This window comes from Streptomyces tubercidicus, assembly GCF_027497495.1.
In the GTDB taxonomy this organism is placed as follows: domain Bacteria; phylum Actinomycetota; class Actinomycetes; order Streptomycetales; family Streptomycetaceae; genus Streptomyces; species Streptomyces tubercidicus.
Genome location: NZ_CP114205.1, coordinates 7,994,072 through 8,008,912 on the forward strand (window position 1 = coordinate 7,994,072; position 14,841 = coordinate 8,008,912).

The window sequence follows — 14,841 nt, forward strand, 5'->3', positions numbered from 1 at the left end:
CGTAGACCAGCTCACTGATGAAGCAGCGGTCGAAGAGGATGCGGCCGGCACCGTTGAGGATCTCGCGGTACCGGGTGGCCAGGTCAAGATGATCCGCGGTCTTCGGGGAGTGGATCACTTGGAAGCCGTGCTGCGCTGATAAGCGCTCCGCGAGGGTGCTCTTGCCTACCCCGTCGGGACCTTCGAGGATGAGCGTGTCGTAGGCGGTGGCCATCTCGTGGAGGTTCACATCGCCAGCCATGCCTGCACCGCCTCCCTGTCCTTGAGGTGAGCGTGGACGGCGTACCGGATCATGAGGCTGCGCCAGTTCGGCTCGCGGCCGGAGGCGTGGGTGTACGTCAGGTGCGGGTGGAACGCGGCGATCCGGACACCGGACGCGAGGGCGGCACCAATCAGGAGGGCCGTACCGGGAGGGGTCTCCGGCCCGGAGACGTCCGCTAGGAGCCGCGATGCCCCGCACGCCGCGGTCAGATCGTCCAGGGCGCCAGCGATCGGGTCGGTGGCAGTGAACCGCCGAGGCAGCACTACCCCGTGGCCGGCGTCCAGACAGGGACGGGCAAGGTAGTTGTGACCCCATGCCGCGTACGGCGTCCCCTCGACGTAGACGAGGCCGTCCTCGCTGTGGGCTGTCGATCGCACAGCGGGGGTCGGCAGCCTGAGCACGGTCTCGACCGCTGTGTCGAGCGCGGCGTCGACTTGGGACAGGTTCCGGGCAAGGAACTCGGAGTAGCGCGTCGCACCCTGCTGGTGCGAGGAGGCTGGCGATCCGAGGCGGGGCACCCGGATGACGCGCTTGGCCACCGCCTGGATCAGCGGGTCCGGGAAGTCGAGGTGAGCGCCGTCCGCGGTGAGGGAGTAGGTCTGGAGGTCTGGAAGTCGGTGGTGAGCAGGAGCACCGGGGTGCCGCTGGCGGCGGCATAGCCGATCTCCATGCATACGCCGCCGTCGAGGCTCAACGGAATGGCGGACTTCGACGAACACTGGTCGATTCTTAGTGCCAGCACTCGCCGGGCAGCTATCGGTACCGCGGGCCGGCAGGCATACCGCCGGACCTGAACTGAGCCTCATTGGGCAGGCTCTGCCCGGTCGCACCCTTGCCCGACTCGTACAGGTCTCTCCTCACTCCCGAGGTCATGAACGAGATGCGCGCGGAGCTGAAGCGCGGATTGACCCCGCCACTCCACGACCACTTGGCGATTCAGCTCGGTGAGGTCCTGAGGGACGTGGTGCGTGCCCAGTGCCCTGAGCTGATCAGCGGCACGGCAGGCCGACATCCCGGACGGTGACCGGACAGTGAGAAGGCACCCGCGCCCAGCCGTGACTGTGGGCCGCGGCGTAGGGTTCGGTCCCCGGCGGTCCGGGCGGCGACGGCGCTGACAGGAATCAGGGCTGGGCGGGGTAGCTCGGGGCGTCAGCTGCCGAAGGGGATGTCCCGAGGGGTGGCCATCCGGCGGGTGTCCGGGTGGGCCTTCACGTAGTCCGTGATGTACGAGAGCGACTCCCGCACCGCACTGTCGTCCGTGCCGCAGCCCTTCGGGCCGCTGACGCCGTCGGGGTAGCACGACATCCGGTTGCCGTAGATCAGGCTGTCCACGGCGGCACTCCCGTCGGAGGAGTCGAGCAGGGTGGCGGCACGCTCCCTGTCACCCTTGCTCACCGTCCAGCCGACGGTCTGCGCGAGCTTTCCGGTGTCCCGGTCCTTCCTGCCGGCCGCCAGCTCCTCCCGGATGCTGCCGAACTTCAAGGCCATGTTGAACTCGCCCTTGTCCATTACGCGCTGGTTACCGGGGACGTTCGGCCCGTGCTCGGCGAAGCCGTCCCGGACCTGCGCGTAATCGCCGCTGTAGCTGACCGCCTCCTTGGAGTTCAGGTCAGCGAGGGCGTTCTTCCAGCCGCTGCCGCCCTCCTTGCCGTAGAAGCCGTAGAGCACCCGGATGCCCCTGCTCTCCAGCTTCGTACGCGCCATGTCCCGCAGTCCGGCCACGGAGCAGTGGCGCCACTTGGGGTCGTTGCTGTCGCACCAGTCGGGGTTCTTCATGTCCAGCCAGACGAAGGAGACCTGACGCCCGTTCTGATGCTCCTTCGCCACCTGGTCGAACATGGCCGACATGGTGTCCCCGGAGCTTGTGGGAGAGCCGTCGTGATCGGCCCACCAGCCCTTGCGCCAGGCCGTTGCGTCCATCTCCAGCGCGTTGGCCCCGTTCTTGAGCGCCGTGGTCACCCCGCCCGTGGTCAGCACCCGGTGGGCGATGGCCCAGGTGGGGTGCTGCTCGGTGGTGCTGGCCGCGGTCTCGGAGGACGAGTCCTCCGAGACCGCGCCCATTGCGGCTCCGGTGCCCAGGGTGGCTGCGGAGACGACCAGAGTCAGCGGCAGCAGTATGGCGCGAAGCCGACGTGGGGAGGCCATGAGGACGATCCTTTCCGTTGCACGGGCTACGCGTGGTGGCAGCCTGTGTGCCGTGTTGTGGCTGTCTGCCCTACAGAGAGAAGGCGGTCCAACTACCCGCCACTGCAGCACTGTAGGATAAGTTACCCATCAGTAAACAGGCTGCCATCCGTACGCGGCCGCCCTGCCCGTTCGAGGCAAGGAGCGGAAACTTGTCGGCGGTGCCCATGGGCCCCGCGTCCCCGAAGGCGCGCTCGACGAGGCTGACCAAGATCGCCCTGAGGCTGGCTGGCCGCGAAATCTCCGTACCCTGCATGATCGACCCCGAGAAGGTTTTGACGACTGGGAGGTATCGGGAGTCACGGACCCGGACACCGGCCCAAGCTCGGCCCGTGGCTTCGTGACGAGCGGGGGCGGTATGACGGCCTCGTCGTCGCAGCGGTGGACCGGCTCGGCCGCAACGTCGTTGACTGCCTGAACACCGGCTACAAGATGCGTGATGAGAGAAAACTGCTCATCACGCATGGCCACGACGGCTCAGGGGACCTGAACGACGTCACGGCGAGACCGGGCAGCGACCACCACACCGCAGCCGAGGGCCCGCCCTCCTCCATCTCCTCCAGCACCGCCGCGCTCATCCCTACTTCGTCCGCGAACTGCTGTGTCAGCGGGTGCTCGCACACCATCGCCCGCAAATCTTCCACTCGCCGGGCAAGGGCCCGCGGGCCGGCGAGTGGTCAACACGAACAGCACCTTCGGGAAGACCACATAGCTGCGCTGCCACGCCTCGTCGGCAGAACATCTCGAAGAAGCTGCCCAAGCTCTCAGGTCTAGGCGACCAGCAGGTAAGTGGCCTCTTGCGTGATCGGAACCCGGGAGTCGCCGTGCTTGTAGACGCGGTGTCCGAAGCCCGTGATCTTTCGTTTGCCGGCCAGTGCCTCGTCCAGCCATGGTCCCGCCTGCTGCGGGTCGCCGATCTCGTTGAGCATATGCATCACGGCCTCGTTGGCGCCCCTGCAGCGGGCCCTTGAGTGCGCCGATCGCCGCGGTCACGGCGCTGTAGAGGTCAGAGAGGGTGGAGTGACGACGAGTGACTTGGCACGGTTGGCGGCGGTGCTGCCGTCATCCTCGATGGGGTCCTCAGAGCCGAAATAGCTGACGGCGGTGGCAGGACGTCCATGGGGTGGCAGGTCTCGGGCAGCCGGGCGAGCAGTTCGGCGGTGGTCCGGTCCAGCGGACGCAGTGCGCGCTCGCGTGCCCGGAATTCCCGCAGCTGTTCGGTGTCCGGGAGCTCGCCGTGCCAGAGCAGGTACGCGACTTCCTCGAACGAGCAGTGGGCGGCGAGGTCCTGGACCGAATAGCCGCGGTAGGTCAGTGAGTTGGTCTCTTGGATGACGGTGGAGATGGCGGTGGTCTCGATGACGACACCGGCGAGACCGCGATGGATCTCGGACGTGGTGGTGTTCATGGCGTGCCTCCGGTGCGGTGACGAACTTCCCGCGTGGACAGGCAACGCCGGTGGTGAGGGAAGACGCGCTTCTCTGGAATCAGGTTCGCGACCAGTGGCGTGGAGACATTCCTGATTTTGGTGTTTCGGTGTGACGCACCCGCGAATGCCGCCGCAGGCTCGTGGGACTCCGCATCCCAACATGCGTTACACCACGGCGGCAGACTGGCAGGTCTTTGTCTATCCAAGGCCCCGTCCCGGTAACGACGACTTCTTCACCCTCAGCCGTGACCTGGTCTCCTCCAGCGGCCGAAAGCAGGCGGCGGGACGGAGTGGCGAGCGTGGGCGACGTCGCACCATCTGGCCGTCATGACGTCGAGGCTCACTGCTTTGGGCTGTCCCTGAAAACGGGATACGCGGTGGCCATCCGGTGCGGGCGCCGAAATCGCGACACCCGCACCGGTTGGGGGCTGAGGCACCCCCACTCCTTGTGGGCCCAGCAGCGTCTGATAAGACGCGGCACATCGGCCAGCACGCCGTCCAGTCGGTCGCGGGGGATGCTGCCTCCTGGGGCGATGTCTGCGGAGCCGCCACCGCGGCCGTCCAGCAACTGCTTGACCAGAGTGGAGGCGTTGAGCCCGGAGGCCGTGCCGGCCGGGTTGAGTGGGAGCACCAGGACGCCAGTGGCTGTCGCTACGGCTGCCGCGCCGACGACGTCGGCCGCCAGGCGGTCGCGGACGGCCAGAGCCAGGGCGCGCGTCGGCGATACGGGGGACGGGGCCCCGCTCGCGGGCCAGATAGCCGAAGCCCTCCAGGCCCCGGCTGCCACTGGTCACAGGTGCCCCCGGCTGTAGGCCACGCCACGCATCACGATGCCGAGTGCTTCCGCCAGCCGCTCAAGGGTGGCAGTGTGCCCCTCCCGTTGTCGCGTTCCCGCCGCTCGTGTGCAGCGTTGTGTGGTGCGTGCTCAGGATGTTTTCAGGTTGGGGATGGCACGGTCGGGCACCATGACAGCTGATATCTCTGGGGCCGTTGAGCCGCACGAACCGACAGGTGCCGCATCCGCCTCTACCAGCAGGCGCCTCCGCTGGAACAAGGTTCCCGAAGTCACGGCGTACTTCTGGGTGATCAAAATTCTGTGCACCACGGTCGGCGAGACCGCGGCCGACCTGCTGAACGAGAAGCTCGGCCTGGGGCTGACGGGAGTGTCCCTGCTGATGAGCGTGCTGCTCGTCGCGGTGCTGGTGGCACAGTTCCGCACCCGCGCCTACCGGCCCGGCATCTACTGGCTCGCCGTGGCGCTGATCAGCGTCGTGGGCACGCTGATCAGCGACAACCTCACCGACAACCTGGGCGTACCGCTGGAGACCAGCACTGTGGCCTTCGCGGTGGCCCTCGTCGTGGTGTTCGTGGCCTGGTACCGCAGCGAAAGGACGCTGTCCATCCACCACGTCGACACCACCCGCCGCGAGTCTTTCTACTGGCTCGCCGTGCTGTTCACCTTCGCCCTGGGCACCGCGGCCGGTGACCTGGTCGCCGAGCGCATGGACCTCGGGTACTGGGTCTCCGCCGGCCTGTTCGCCCTGGCCATCGCTGCCGTCGCGGTGGCGCACTTCGCCCTCGGGCTGGACGCGGTGTGGAGCTTCTGGATCGCCTACATCCTGACCCGGCCGCTGGGTGCCTCGATCGGTGATTACCTCTCCCAGCCGACCGCTGACGGTGGTCTCGGCATGGGCACTGTGATCACCAGCGTGCTGTTCTTGGTGGTCATCCTCAGTCTGGTGGTGTTTTTGACGGTCACTCGACGGGACCTATCCGAGCCGGAGCGTGTCACTCCGCAGACAAGTTGACCAGGGCTTGACCACCGGAGTCGGAGCGCCCCTCCGTGTTCGTCGGGGGAGTCGAACCGGCGAGGAAGGCGCTTGGCCTGGATTGGAGTGGGCGAGTTGCTTCCGGAGGTGGCCACTTCGCGATCCGGAATGCGGGGGGGGGGGGATCCCTATCGCTGGCCGGACCGGGCAAGCCGTCGAGGGTGGGCAGTCTGTATGTCCACGGTGCTGATCCGCTATGCCGTACCCGGATCGATTTCAACGGATGTCTCTTGCACGGGAGCCGGACGAGGGTGAGCCCTGGGACTCGTCACGACGTCTTCGTGTTGGGGGTCGGGGTTCTCGCGGCGGCTCGATATGGGACAAGCCGTGGGTATCGGTGCTGCAGTAGACCAAGCCGTCGTGATCGACGTCTTGGGGGGGATGGTGCCGTCGTCGTACACCAGCCAGGCGAGCACCGGGCGGTCCTCGCTGGTGGAACCTGTAGGAGTGTCGAGGGGTAGCAGGCAGTCCAGCCCATGCCCGGGAGTGCGGTGATGACTCGGGGGCGGCGTTCGTAGCCGAGGAAGCCGGGATGCAGATCAGCCCGGATGATCCGGCCGCTCCGTGCGTCGTGGATGTAGCCGACCAGTTCTTTCTCGCAGCGCCACCAGTGCACGACGTCGCACTCCTCCGACCCAACCGCGTCATGGTCGACGAGGGCCACCCACCGCTGCTCGGCCAAGGAGACGTACTCCGGCGCAGCTGCGATGACGGCGACGACATCGGGGACATCGCTCGGCCAGTGAACACCCAGGTAGATGCGTGTGAGGCCGACACCGGCCGCCCATAACACGGCCAGTACCCAGACGCACCAGCGCAGGATGCGCTGTGCACCGTGCGCGGCGGCCCAGCACGCGAGCCCGGCGACAAGGGCGGAGGTGGTGCTGTGCCCGGATGGCATCGAGAAGCCCGACGCGTGCGTCGCCCAGTCGGTGCGCGGCGGCCGCGGACGGGCTATGGCCGGCATCAACGCCTGGCGCAGCCCCTGGCCGAGCAGGAGTACGGCGAGGGCGGCGACCGCGCTGACCGTCCGGTCCCGTGCGTTGCGCCCGGCGAGACTTCCCGCGAGTGCGGCCAGGAGGTAGGGCCAAATGCCGGTGCCGGAGTCGGTCAACGCACGGGCTGCCGCTGCGAGTGCGTCCGGCCGGTGAGCCGTCGCCCAGGTGTGCAGAGCCCGATCGCCGGGCAGCGGCCTCTTCCCGTCCGCCGCAAGCACGGTGATCACGAGCGCGGCGAAGAGCGCGGCACAGACCGCCGCCACCCATAGCTGGCCGGGCGAGGGCCGGCGGGCACGTCGTCCCCCGAGCAGAGGACCGGCGAGGTCCGGCGCACTCATCGCACCGGCCCCCGTTGGGGAGCGCGGTCGAACGCGTAGCGGGCGGCAACCTGCTTGGCCGCGTGGGTCAGCAGGGCGCCCAGGATGGCACCGGCCAGGAGTCCGGCAAGGGCGTCGTGCGGGTAGTGCGCGCCGATCCAGACCCGGGAGGCAGCCATGAGCAGAGCGGCCGGGGCGGCGATCCACCCCAGCAGGCGGTCGACGCTCCACAGGGCTACGGCCGCCGCCGCGGCGATCACCGCGTGATTACTCGGGAAGGACCAGTCGCCCAACGGCGGACAGGGATCCAGCGGCGTGACCGGCAGAACCTGGCAGGGCCGCTGCTCGCTCACCCAGCTCTTGACGACGTCACTGGCCAGGAAGGCAAGTACGACTACGGCCGGCAGCGCCAGCACGGGCAATTGCGGCCGTCCGGCCGCGCGAGCCCGCCACCACGCGATGATCATGAGGGTGGCGAACAGCCCGAGGCCGTACTCGGACCACATGGATATCCCCGAATCCACTGCTGCGGATGTGTGGTGAGCAAGGCGTGTCACACCGGCGTAGAGGCCGTCGTCAGGGAAGCCCGGACCGGCGGAAAGAAAGCGGTGCTTCATCGCACCTCTCCTTCGGCAACACCCCGGTCGCGGCGGGCGCGACGGCTCCGCAGAACCTCTCGCGCAAGAGGAAGAAGGGACAGGAGCACGATGAGGGCGACCAGCGGCAGTAGGTAACGGTCGACGTCGGGAACGGATGAGCCCAACGCGTACCCGGCGAGAACCAGGCCCACGGTCCACACCAGGCCCCCGATGACCTGCCAGCGGAGGAAGACCCCCGCCGGGACCTCAAGCGCGCCGGCCAACGGGTTGAGAACAGTGCGGACGACAGGGGCGAAGCGCGCCAGGACGATTGCCTTGGCGTGCCCGTACCGCGCCAGCAACGCCTCGGCCCGTTCAGCTCCCTCATGCAGATGCCGGGACCGGCTGCGGGCGAGAATCACCCGCCCGCCCCGGCGGCCGATCCAGTACCCCACCTGTGCTCCGGACAACCCCCCGCCGGCCGCCGCGAGGAGAACCTGCCAAAGCGACAGGTGCACCCCTGTTCCGCCGGGCACACACAGCAGGCCCGCAGTGAAGAGCAGGGAATCGCCCGGCAGGAAGAAGCCGATCAGAAGGCCCGTCTCAGCGAAGAGGACGACGGCCACCCCCAGCGCACCGAACGCGGTCAGCAGCGACCCGGCGTCCAGAGCGTTGACCGCAAGCTGGCCAGGTGCGGCCAAGCCGCCGAACTGTGGGTACAACGGCACACCAGGCTCCTCCCTGCGGGGGCGGCGTTCCGCCCGGCTGACTACAGCGGTGTAGTCGGTCTACACCACTGTAGACGCAGTCATGGGACAATGAGTTCCATGACTGAGGAGCGCGGCGCCCGCCGGCCGGCCGGCGAACTGGAAGCGAGCGTGCTGGCCGCGCTGTGGGCCGCAGGCGGCGGCCTCACCGCCGGAGAGGTCCGTACGGCCCTGGGGTCCGGACTCGCCCGCACGACCGTGACGACGATCCTGGCCAGGCTTCACGAGAAGGGCCTCGTCACCCGCTCGCGGTCCGGACGTGGCTACGCTTATCTCCCAGCGGCGGATGCTCCGGGGCTGACCGCTCGGCGCATGCGCGCCGAACTCGAGCGAGGTGAGGACCGCGGCAGCATCCTGGCCCGGTTCGTCTCCGACCTGAGCGAAGAGGACGAGAAGATGCTCAGGGCCCTGCTGAACGGCAATGAGGAGACCGGCCCATGAAATTCGCGGTCTGGCTCCCGCTTCTGATCCCGCTGCTCGCGGTCCCCATCGCCCGCGGCGTCACCGCCCGGCTCTCCCCGCGCACCGCCGCGTGGACGCTGGGGGCGTGCTCGGTCCTGCTGGGCGCGTGCAGCACCGCCTCCCTGGGCGTCCTGGCCCTGGGCGGTGCCCTCCAGATCACCCCGATCGCCGCGCTGGAAGACACCTCGCCACGCTTGCTGGGCGACCGCACGCCACTGACCCTGCCCGCCGGGATCCTCGCTGCCGGACTACTCGTCGCTGCGGCGGCTTCGGCCGCTGTCGTCGCCGTACGCAACTGGCGGGAAGTGCGGGCGGCCGGACAGGCCGCCGGGGACACGAGCGGTGAGCTGGCCGTGCACCCCGACGAACGCCCTTACGCCTACGCTCTGCCCGGCCCCTTCGGCCGCCGGGGCCGCATCGTGGTCAGCACCGCGATGCTGCGGTCGTTGAACGCCGAGGAGCGCGAAGTCCTCTTCGCCCACGAGCGCGCCCACCTTGCCGGAAAACACCACCTGTTCCTGACCTGTGCGCACCTGGCGGCAACGCTGCACCCGATGCTGCGCGGCCTGCGCGAACCGCTTACCTACGCCCTGGAGCGATGGGCGGACGAGGCCGCAGCCGAAGCCGTGGGCGACCGGCGGCTCGCGGCCCGCGCGATCGGCAAGGCCGCCCTCGCGGCCGTGGTGCCCGCCGGTCGCCCGAGGCTGGTGCCGGGCGCCACCTGTGGCCCCGTACCGCGACGCGTCGCAGCCCTCATGGGCTCTGGCAGCACCCGGGCGGTGGGACCGCGCGACTCGCGCCGCCGGCTGGTCGCGGCCCTCCTGATCAGCTGTCTCGCCCTCTCGGCCGCTTCCACGCTCCACGCGGCGAGCGAACTGCACAACAGCGTCGAGATCGCCGAAAGCCGCTCCGGCGTCCGATAGAAAGCCCAGGCCTGGGCACGGTCTGTGGCAGGGCGATGATCACAGCAGGTGTGATGCGGCCCATGGGCTTGTACCGCTGCCTACGCGGGTGGTGGGAGGGCTCGGCCAGGCGGGGAGCGCGTCGGCAGGCTCTCGGTCAGCGGACAGGATTTCGGTCAGCGGAGCGGTGTGTCCTCGATCACGAACCGCGCCCGCTCTTTCGTCTACAGTGCGGTAGACCGTCTACCCGCTTGTAGTCGCTTGGGAGGCGCGGGCACCTGGCCGCCCCGGCGACGCGCGACCGAGGCAACGACGACCCGCTCTGAGCCGATCACGGGGAGCAGCCGCGACAGGGCTTCCACGCCGCGTCCGCTATAAGCGCCGTGGCTCCCGCGTCGACTCCCTGCCCGGGAACCAGCGGCCGGCGCCGCATGCAGGGAACAAGTGTCCGAGTCAGTGAGGTGAATCTGGTGCGTCTCACCATCCTGGTCGTCGAGGACGACCACGACCTGCGGGACGTACTGGTGCGCGGACTGCGCGACGAGGGCTTCGAAACGCTGGCCGCTCAGGACGGCGCCACGGCTCTGCGGCTGATGAGCGACGGCGTGGACGCGGTGGTGCTGGACGTCGGGCTGCCGGACGCGGACGGACGGGACGTGTGCCAGGCCATGCGGGCACAGGGGTTCGTCGGCCCGGTCGTCTTCCTGACCGCGCACCATCAACTCCACGACCGCCTCAGCGGGTTCTCCGCCGGAGGCGACGACTACCTCCCCAAGCCGTTCCACCTCGCCGAACTCGCGGCCAGACTGCGCGCCGCCCTCAAACGCGCCGGGCCCAGCGCCCCCACGACCGCCGGGGACCTGGCCCTGGACCCGGTACACCACAGCTTGTGCGTACGGGACGTCGACGTGGCCCTGACGCCCACCGAGTTCCGTCTGCTGGCCGCGCTGATGGCCGGCCTGGGGGCAGTGGTGGGCAGAAGGGAGCTGGTCCGGGCCGGCTGGCCGGAGGGCGCGCAGGTCAGCGACAACACCCTCGACCAGTATCTGAGCCGGCTGCGCCGCAAGATCCGGGACGCGGGCAGCAATCTGACGATCAGCACCCTCCGGGGGATCGGACACCGGCTGTCATGAGCGCCATCCCAGACCTCCTCGCCGCAGCCGCCCGCCATTGCCGCCCGCGTACGCTGCGGGGCCGGCTGTCCCTGATCGCGCTCACCACCGCCGCGCTGGTGATGGTGATCCTCACCGTCGTCTTCAACACGATCGTTGGCCAGCGCCTCCAGCAGCAGGCGGACAACGAACTGCGCGCCCGGGCCGGCGCCGTGGCCGCGACCGTCGACACCCGCCACCACCCGGTACGCGTCCTGGAGACGCCGGGCGACGCCGCCCTCGACACCAACGTGTGGATCTACGCCGGCACCCGGCTCCTGGAGCACCCCGCCTCGGCCCCGCCCGGCGACACGATCACCCGCACCGCCACCGGTCTCGCCGCGCACGGCGACAAACGCTGTGCCGAGGTGACGGCCAGTGACCGGATACGCCTGTGTGCCGAGCCCGTGGGCGGGGTCCGGGCAGGTGCCGGGCCCGCTGCCGCCGTCGTCACCGCCATGGACCTCGCGCCGTACCACGCCTCGGCCGACACCCTGCTCATCGCCTCCCTTGCCCTGGACGCCGGTGTCCTGGCCTGCACCTATGTCCTGACCCGGCTGGCGGTGGGGCGCGCCCTGCGGCCCGTGCGGACGATGACGGAGCAGGCCACCCGGTGGAGCGTGGTCGCCTCCGACCAGCGCTTCGGCGCCGGGGACCGCCCCGTCGAGCTCACCCGGCTCGGGGCATCACTGGACGAGCTGCTGGACCGGATCCGTGCCGTGCTGCGCCACGAACAGCAGCTCACCCGTGAGCTCTCCCACGAACTGCGCAACCCCCTGGCGCGGATCACCGCCGAACTCGACTGGTGGCAAACCCGCCCCCGCTCCACTGCCGAAACCCGCGCCACGCACGCCTCCATCGCCGATGCCGCCACCTCCATGCGCACCATCTGTGAGACCGTCCTCGATGACGCCCGGGCCGGCGCACACACCGTTCCCGGCACGGTGGACGTCATGGCCCTGCTGCGCCGGCTCGCCGCCGGGCTCGAAGCTCCAGGGAAGACCACGATCACGGTTTCCGGCCCGGACACCCTGGTGGCCGGGGTGCCCGCCGCGCTGCTGGAGCGCATCGTCGCCCCACTCGTCGACAATGCCCTGCGCTACGCCCACAGCAGGGTCGCCATCCAGGTCTCGACGGGGCTCGACGGTATACGTGTGGCGGTCGTCGACGACGGTCCCGGTGTCCCGGCCGCTTTCACCGCGCACCTCTTCCAGCCGGGCCGGCGCGCCGACCCCGAGGACGGACACGGCGGAGCGGGCCTGGGACTGCCGCTCGCGCGACGCCTGGCCCGCTCCGCCGGCGGTGACGTGACCCATGACGGCGGGCACCACCCGGGCGCGCGCTTCGTGGTCAGCCTGCCCGCCGGATGATCCCGCCGCACCCGGCGCCGCTCAGGAAACGCCCGTGAGCGTCTTGTCCTGGGAGGCCGCGGTCCTGCGCTCCTGAACGTGGGCGGACCCCATGAGGCCGATCAGCACCGCCAGGAGTACCGCCGACGAGCCGGCCGTGCCGAGGTCGAGGCCGCCCTTGGCGAGCGGCTTGGTGAGGAAGTCACCGGCGGTCGCCCCCAGGGGCCGGGTGAGCACGAACGCGATCCAGAACAGCACCACGTTCGGCACGGCCGGCACCCGCATCAGAGCGACCAGGACAGCGAGCAGACCGGTGACGAGCAGGGCGCCGCCCGCGTACCCGAGGCCGGAGCTGTCGGAGAGGAAGTCCCCCATCGAGGTGCCGAGCGTGTTCGAGACGAGGATCGCAGCCCAGAAGAGGACCTCCGCGCGGAAGGAGACGATGTCGCGGATGGCGAATGTCAGGCCGGTGCACTTCCAGATGACGAAAATGGCGAGCAGTAGCGAGATCAGGATGGCGGCCCCTGTGGGGTATCCGAGCCCCAGGCCCTGCGGTCCCCAGCCGAGCGACTTGGCGCCGTCCGTGAGGAACTTGGCGCTGGCGTCCCGGTTCATGAAGTCGGACATCGTGGTGCCCGCCATGCTCGTGGACAGGATGACGGTCCAGTAGAAGAACGGGTTGTAGCGCCGGGACCGGAGCTGCACGACCAGCGTGACCACGAAGATCAGGAACAGCGCGATGGTGGTCAGGAAGTACCCGAGTTTGAGGGTCTGGGCGAAGAGGTCACCGGCGGTTTCGCCGAGGGTTGTCGCGGCGATCTTCATGCCCCAGAAGGCCAGCGTGACCTCGGGGAGCTTCCGCAACACGTACCTGTCGGTGCCGGCGACGTCCATATCGGTCAGGACTTCAGGCTCAGGCAAGATCAATCCTTCCTGGGGCGCCTCCGCATCACCGCACGGCGTGCCGTGGGGGCTTTATGGAGTACGCACACTGGCGGCGAAAAGCGAGTACGAGGTGCACCGCGCGCAGCGGTGACGTCGCACGCCGCCCGATGTTTCCAGCCGCAGCCTGAACACATCCTGAACGCCGCCGACCGGACCCAGGAAGCAGACCCCGGACCGAGTTCCCGCCCACCTCGCTTGCGCTGAGATGCGTTCCGGCTCGGACTTCGGCGACCGCGAAGGCATGCTGGCCTGGTACTTGACGCCCTGCGCCCGCCACCGAGTATCCCCGTTTCGCGACCGCCCGATTCGTCGGGGCATCGTTCACAGGCACCGCCCGGTTCCTCCTTAGCCTCGCGGTCCTGGCGTGCGTAGCCGCGCAAGCCGCGCAAGCCGCGAACCGGGCGCCGGCTGTCGGGGCCGCGCTAGGCCGCCGGAATGGCTGATTCGAGACTCTGTCGGGTATAGGAACGATGCGTCATTCTGAGAAGAGTGGTTGGTACTTCAACGGGCTGAGTGCGTGCTGTGCTTGGGGGAGCCGGTGGCCTACGTTCCAATTCTCAAGGGCAGGGCGGGGGAGTTCCTTGCACTGGGGCATGCGTCGGCGGAGGTGCAGTCCCAGATACGTCCGGTGATGGAGGTCGTGCCCGACTGCGACGTCCGGGATCTCCTGGAGACCTTCTGTGACCGTGCCATGGAAGATGTTCCGAATGGAATGGTCCTCACGGTCGACTGCGGAGCCTTGCCGGCAGCGCAAGTATTCAAGGGCGATGCGGGCGGTCCGATGGTGAGAGTCGGCGAGTCGCTGGGCTGGCGACAGGTCGCGATGTGCCCGGTCTTCAGAGGAACTGACAGCGACGAGACGCTCGCCGAGGTTCGTGCGGTGATGGCGTGGCACCAGCAGGGCGGTTGCCTACGCATCTCCTCGGCTCGTGACGTACAAGAACGCCGCCCGGACGATGAACGGATCCGCGAGATGCTCCGAACCCTCCGCGCTGCGCCGGAGGAAATCGATCTGATCATTGACGCCGGGCCTGTGCATTCTCGGGACAGAAGGAAGGCACTGGCAGTTGAGGTATTGGAGACGCTCCATTACATGGCGCGTTGGCCGTGGCGCCGTGGGTGCGTGGCCGCCGGTGCCTTCCCGGTCAATCTGACGAATTTCCCGCGTGGACAGGCAACGCCGGTGGTGAGGGAAGACGCGCTTCTCTGGAAGCAGGTTCGCGATCAGTGGTGTGGAGACATTCCTGATTTTGGTGATTTCGGTGTGACGCACCCGCGAATGCCGCCGCAGGCTCATGGGACTCCGCATCCCAACATGCGTTACACCACGGCGGCAGACTGGCAGGTCTTTGTCTATCCCAAGACCCGTCGCGGCAACGACGACTTCTTCACCCTCAGCCGTGACCTGGTCTCCTCGCCCTACTGGCCGCCCACTGGTGCGGGTATGTCGTGGGGAGACGCTCGGCTGCAGGAGTGCGCGAAACGGCAGCGGCCGAAAGCCGGCGGCGGAATGGAGTGGCGAGCGTGGGCGACATCGCACCATCTGGCCGTTGTGACGTCGAGGCTCACTGCTTTGGGCTGTCCGTGAAAACGGGATACGCGGTGGCCATCCCCACCCGGTCCGTCGGCCTGAGAGGTGGTGGCCGTATAGGCGCCGTATATCGAGCA

General features: G+C 68.9%; 12 protein-coding genes and 1 pseudogene. 6 read left to right on the forward strand and 7 right to left on the reverse strand.

Features of this window, described 5'->3' with window-relative positions:
• Window positions 1-225 precede the first annotated feature (225 nt).
• The 3 genes and pseudogenes from STRTU_RS34525 to STRTU_RS34535 form a co-directional block, all read right to left on the reverse strand.
• Entirely contained in the window at window positions 226-936 is a 711-nt protein-coding gene (locus tag STRTU_RS34525) for a hypothetical protein (protein ID WP_246241622.1), read from the reverse strand.
• Between the two features lie 475 nt (window positions 937-1,411).
• Window positions 1,412-2,407, reverse strand: coding sequence for a PI-PLC domain-containing protein (locus STRTU_RS34530; RefSeq protein WP_159749212.1), 996 nt, complete (start codon window positions 2,405-2,407; stop codon window positions 1,412-1,414).
• 812 nt (window positions 2,408-3,219) lie between these two features.
• Window positions 3,220-3,854: pseudogene (locus STRTU_RS34535) on the reverse strand (citrate/2-methylcitrate synthase); the annotation flags it as partial.
• A 986-nt stretch (window positions 3,855-4,840) separates the two neighbouring features.
• Between STRTU_RS34535 and STRTU_RS34540 the strand changes: the two are divergent.
• A complete protein-coding gene (locus STRTU_RS34540; RefSeq protein ID WP_159749214.1) occupies window positions 4,841-5,683 on the forward strand; it encodes a COG4705 family protein in 843 nt (280 codons plus the stop codon).
• A gap of 289 nt (window positions 5,684-5,972) precedes the next feature.
• Here the strand turns inward: STRTU_RS34540 and STRTU_RS34545 are convergent, their stop codons facing one another.
• Genes STRTU_RS34545 through STRTU_RS34555 form a run of 3 tightly spaced genes read right to left on the reverse strand, consistent with a single transcriptional unit; the run spans window position 5,973 to window position 8,325 of the window.
• Complete coding sequence (locus STRTU_RS34545; RefSeq protein WP_159749216.1) at window positions 5,973-7,040, reverse strand: phosphatase PAP2 family protein; 1,068 nt, start codon at window positions 7,038-7,040, stop codon at window positions 5,973-5,975.
• Entirely contained in the window at window positions 7,037-7,636 is a 600-nt protein-coding gene (locus tag STRTU_RS34550) for a phosphatase PAP2 family protein (RefSeq protein ID WP_159749218.1), read from the reverse strand. Before STRTU_RS34550 ends, STRTU_RS34545 begins: the two co-directional genes overlap by 4 nt.
• Window positions 7,633-8,325, reverse strand: a complete 693-nt coding sequence (locus STRTU_RS34555) for a DedA family protein (protein WP_246241623.1) — start codon at window positions 8,323-8,325, stop codon at window positions 7,633-7,635. Before STRTU_RS34555 ends, STRTU_RS34550 begins: the two co-directional genes overlap by 4 nt.
• Window positions 8,326-8,424: 99 nt before the next feature.
• Between STRTU_RS34555 and STRTU_RS34560 the strand changes: the two genes are divergently transcribed.
• The 4 genes from STRTU_RS34560 to STRTU_RS34575 all read left to right on the forward strand — a co-directional run bounded on the left by STRTU_RS34560 (window position 8,425) and on the right by STRTU_RS34575 (window position 12,249).
• Window positions 8,425-8,805, forward strand: coding sequence for a BlaI/MecI/CopY family transcriptional regulator (locus tag STRTU_RS34560; protein WP_159749221.1), 381 nt, complete (start codon window positions 8,425-8,427; stop codon window positions 8,803-8,805).
• Complete coding sequence (locus STRTU_RS34565; protein ID WP_159749223.1) at window positions 8,802-9,749, forward strand: M56 family metallopeptidase; 948 nt, start codon at window positions 8,802-8,804, stop codon at window positions 9,747-9,749. The genes STRTU_RS34560 and STRTU_RS34565 overlap by 4 nt, the downstream gene beginning before the upstream one ends.
• Window positions 9,750-10,198: 449 nt before the next feature.
• Window positions 10,199-10,861, forward strand: a complete 663-nt coding sequence (locus STRTU_RS34570; RefSeq protein ID WP_159749226.1) for a response regulator transcription factor — start codon at window positions 10,199-10,201, stop codon at window positions 10,859-10,861.
• Entirely contained in the window at window positions 10,858-12,249 is a 1,392-nt protein-coding gene (locus STRTU_RS34575; RefSeq protein ID WP_159749228.1) for a sensor histidine kinase, read from the forward strand. The genes STRTU_RS34570 and STRTU_RS34575 overlap by 4 nt, the downstream gene beginning before the upstream one ends.
• A gap of 21 nt (window positions 12,250-12,270) precedes the next feature.
• On the opposite strand, the gene STRTU_RS34580 is transcribed toward STRTU_RS34575, so the two are convergent.
• Window positions 12,271-13,149, reverse strand: coding sequence for a COG4705 family protein (locus tag STRTU_RS34580; RefSeq protein ID WP_218039354.1), 879 nt, complete (start codon window positions 13,147-13,149; stop codon window positions 12,271-12,273).
• Window positions 13,150-13,711: 562 nt separating this feature from the next.
• Here STRTU_RS34580 and STRTU_RS34585 point away from each other — a divergent pair.
• Window positions 13,712-14,761, forward strand: coding sequence for a beta family protein (locus tag STRTU_RS34585; protein WP_159749230.1), 1,050 nt, complete (start codon window positions 13,712-13,714; stop codon window positions 14,759-14,761).
• Window positions 14,762-14,841: the final 80 nt, after the last annotated feature.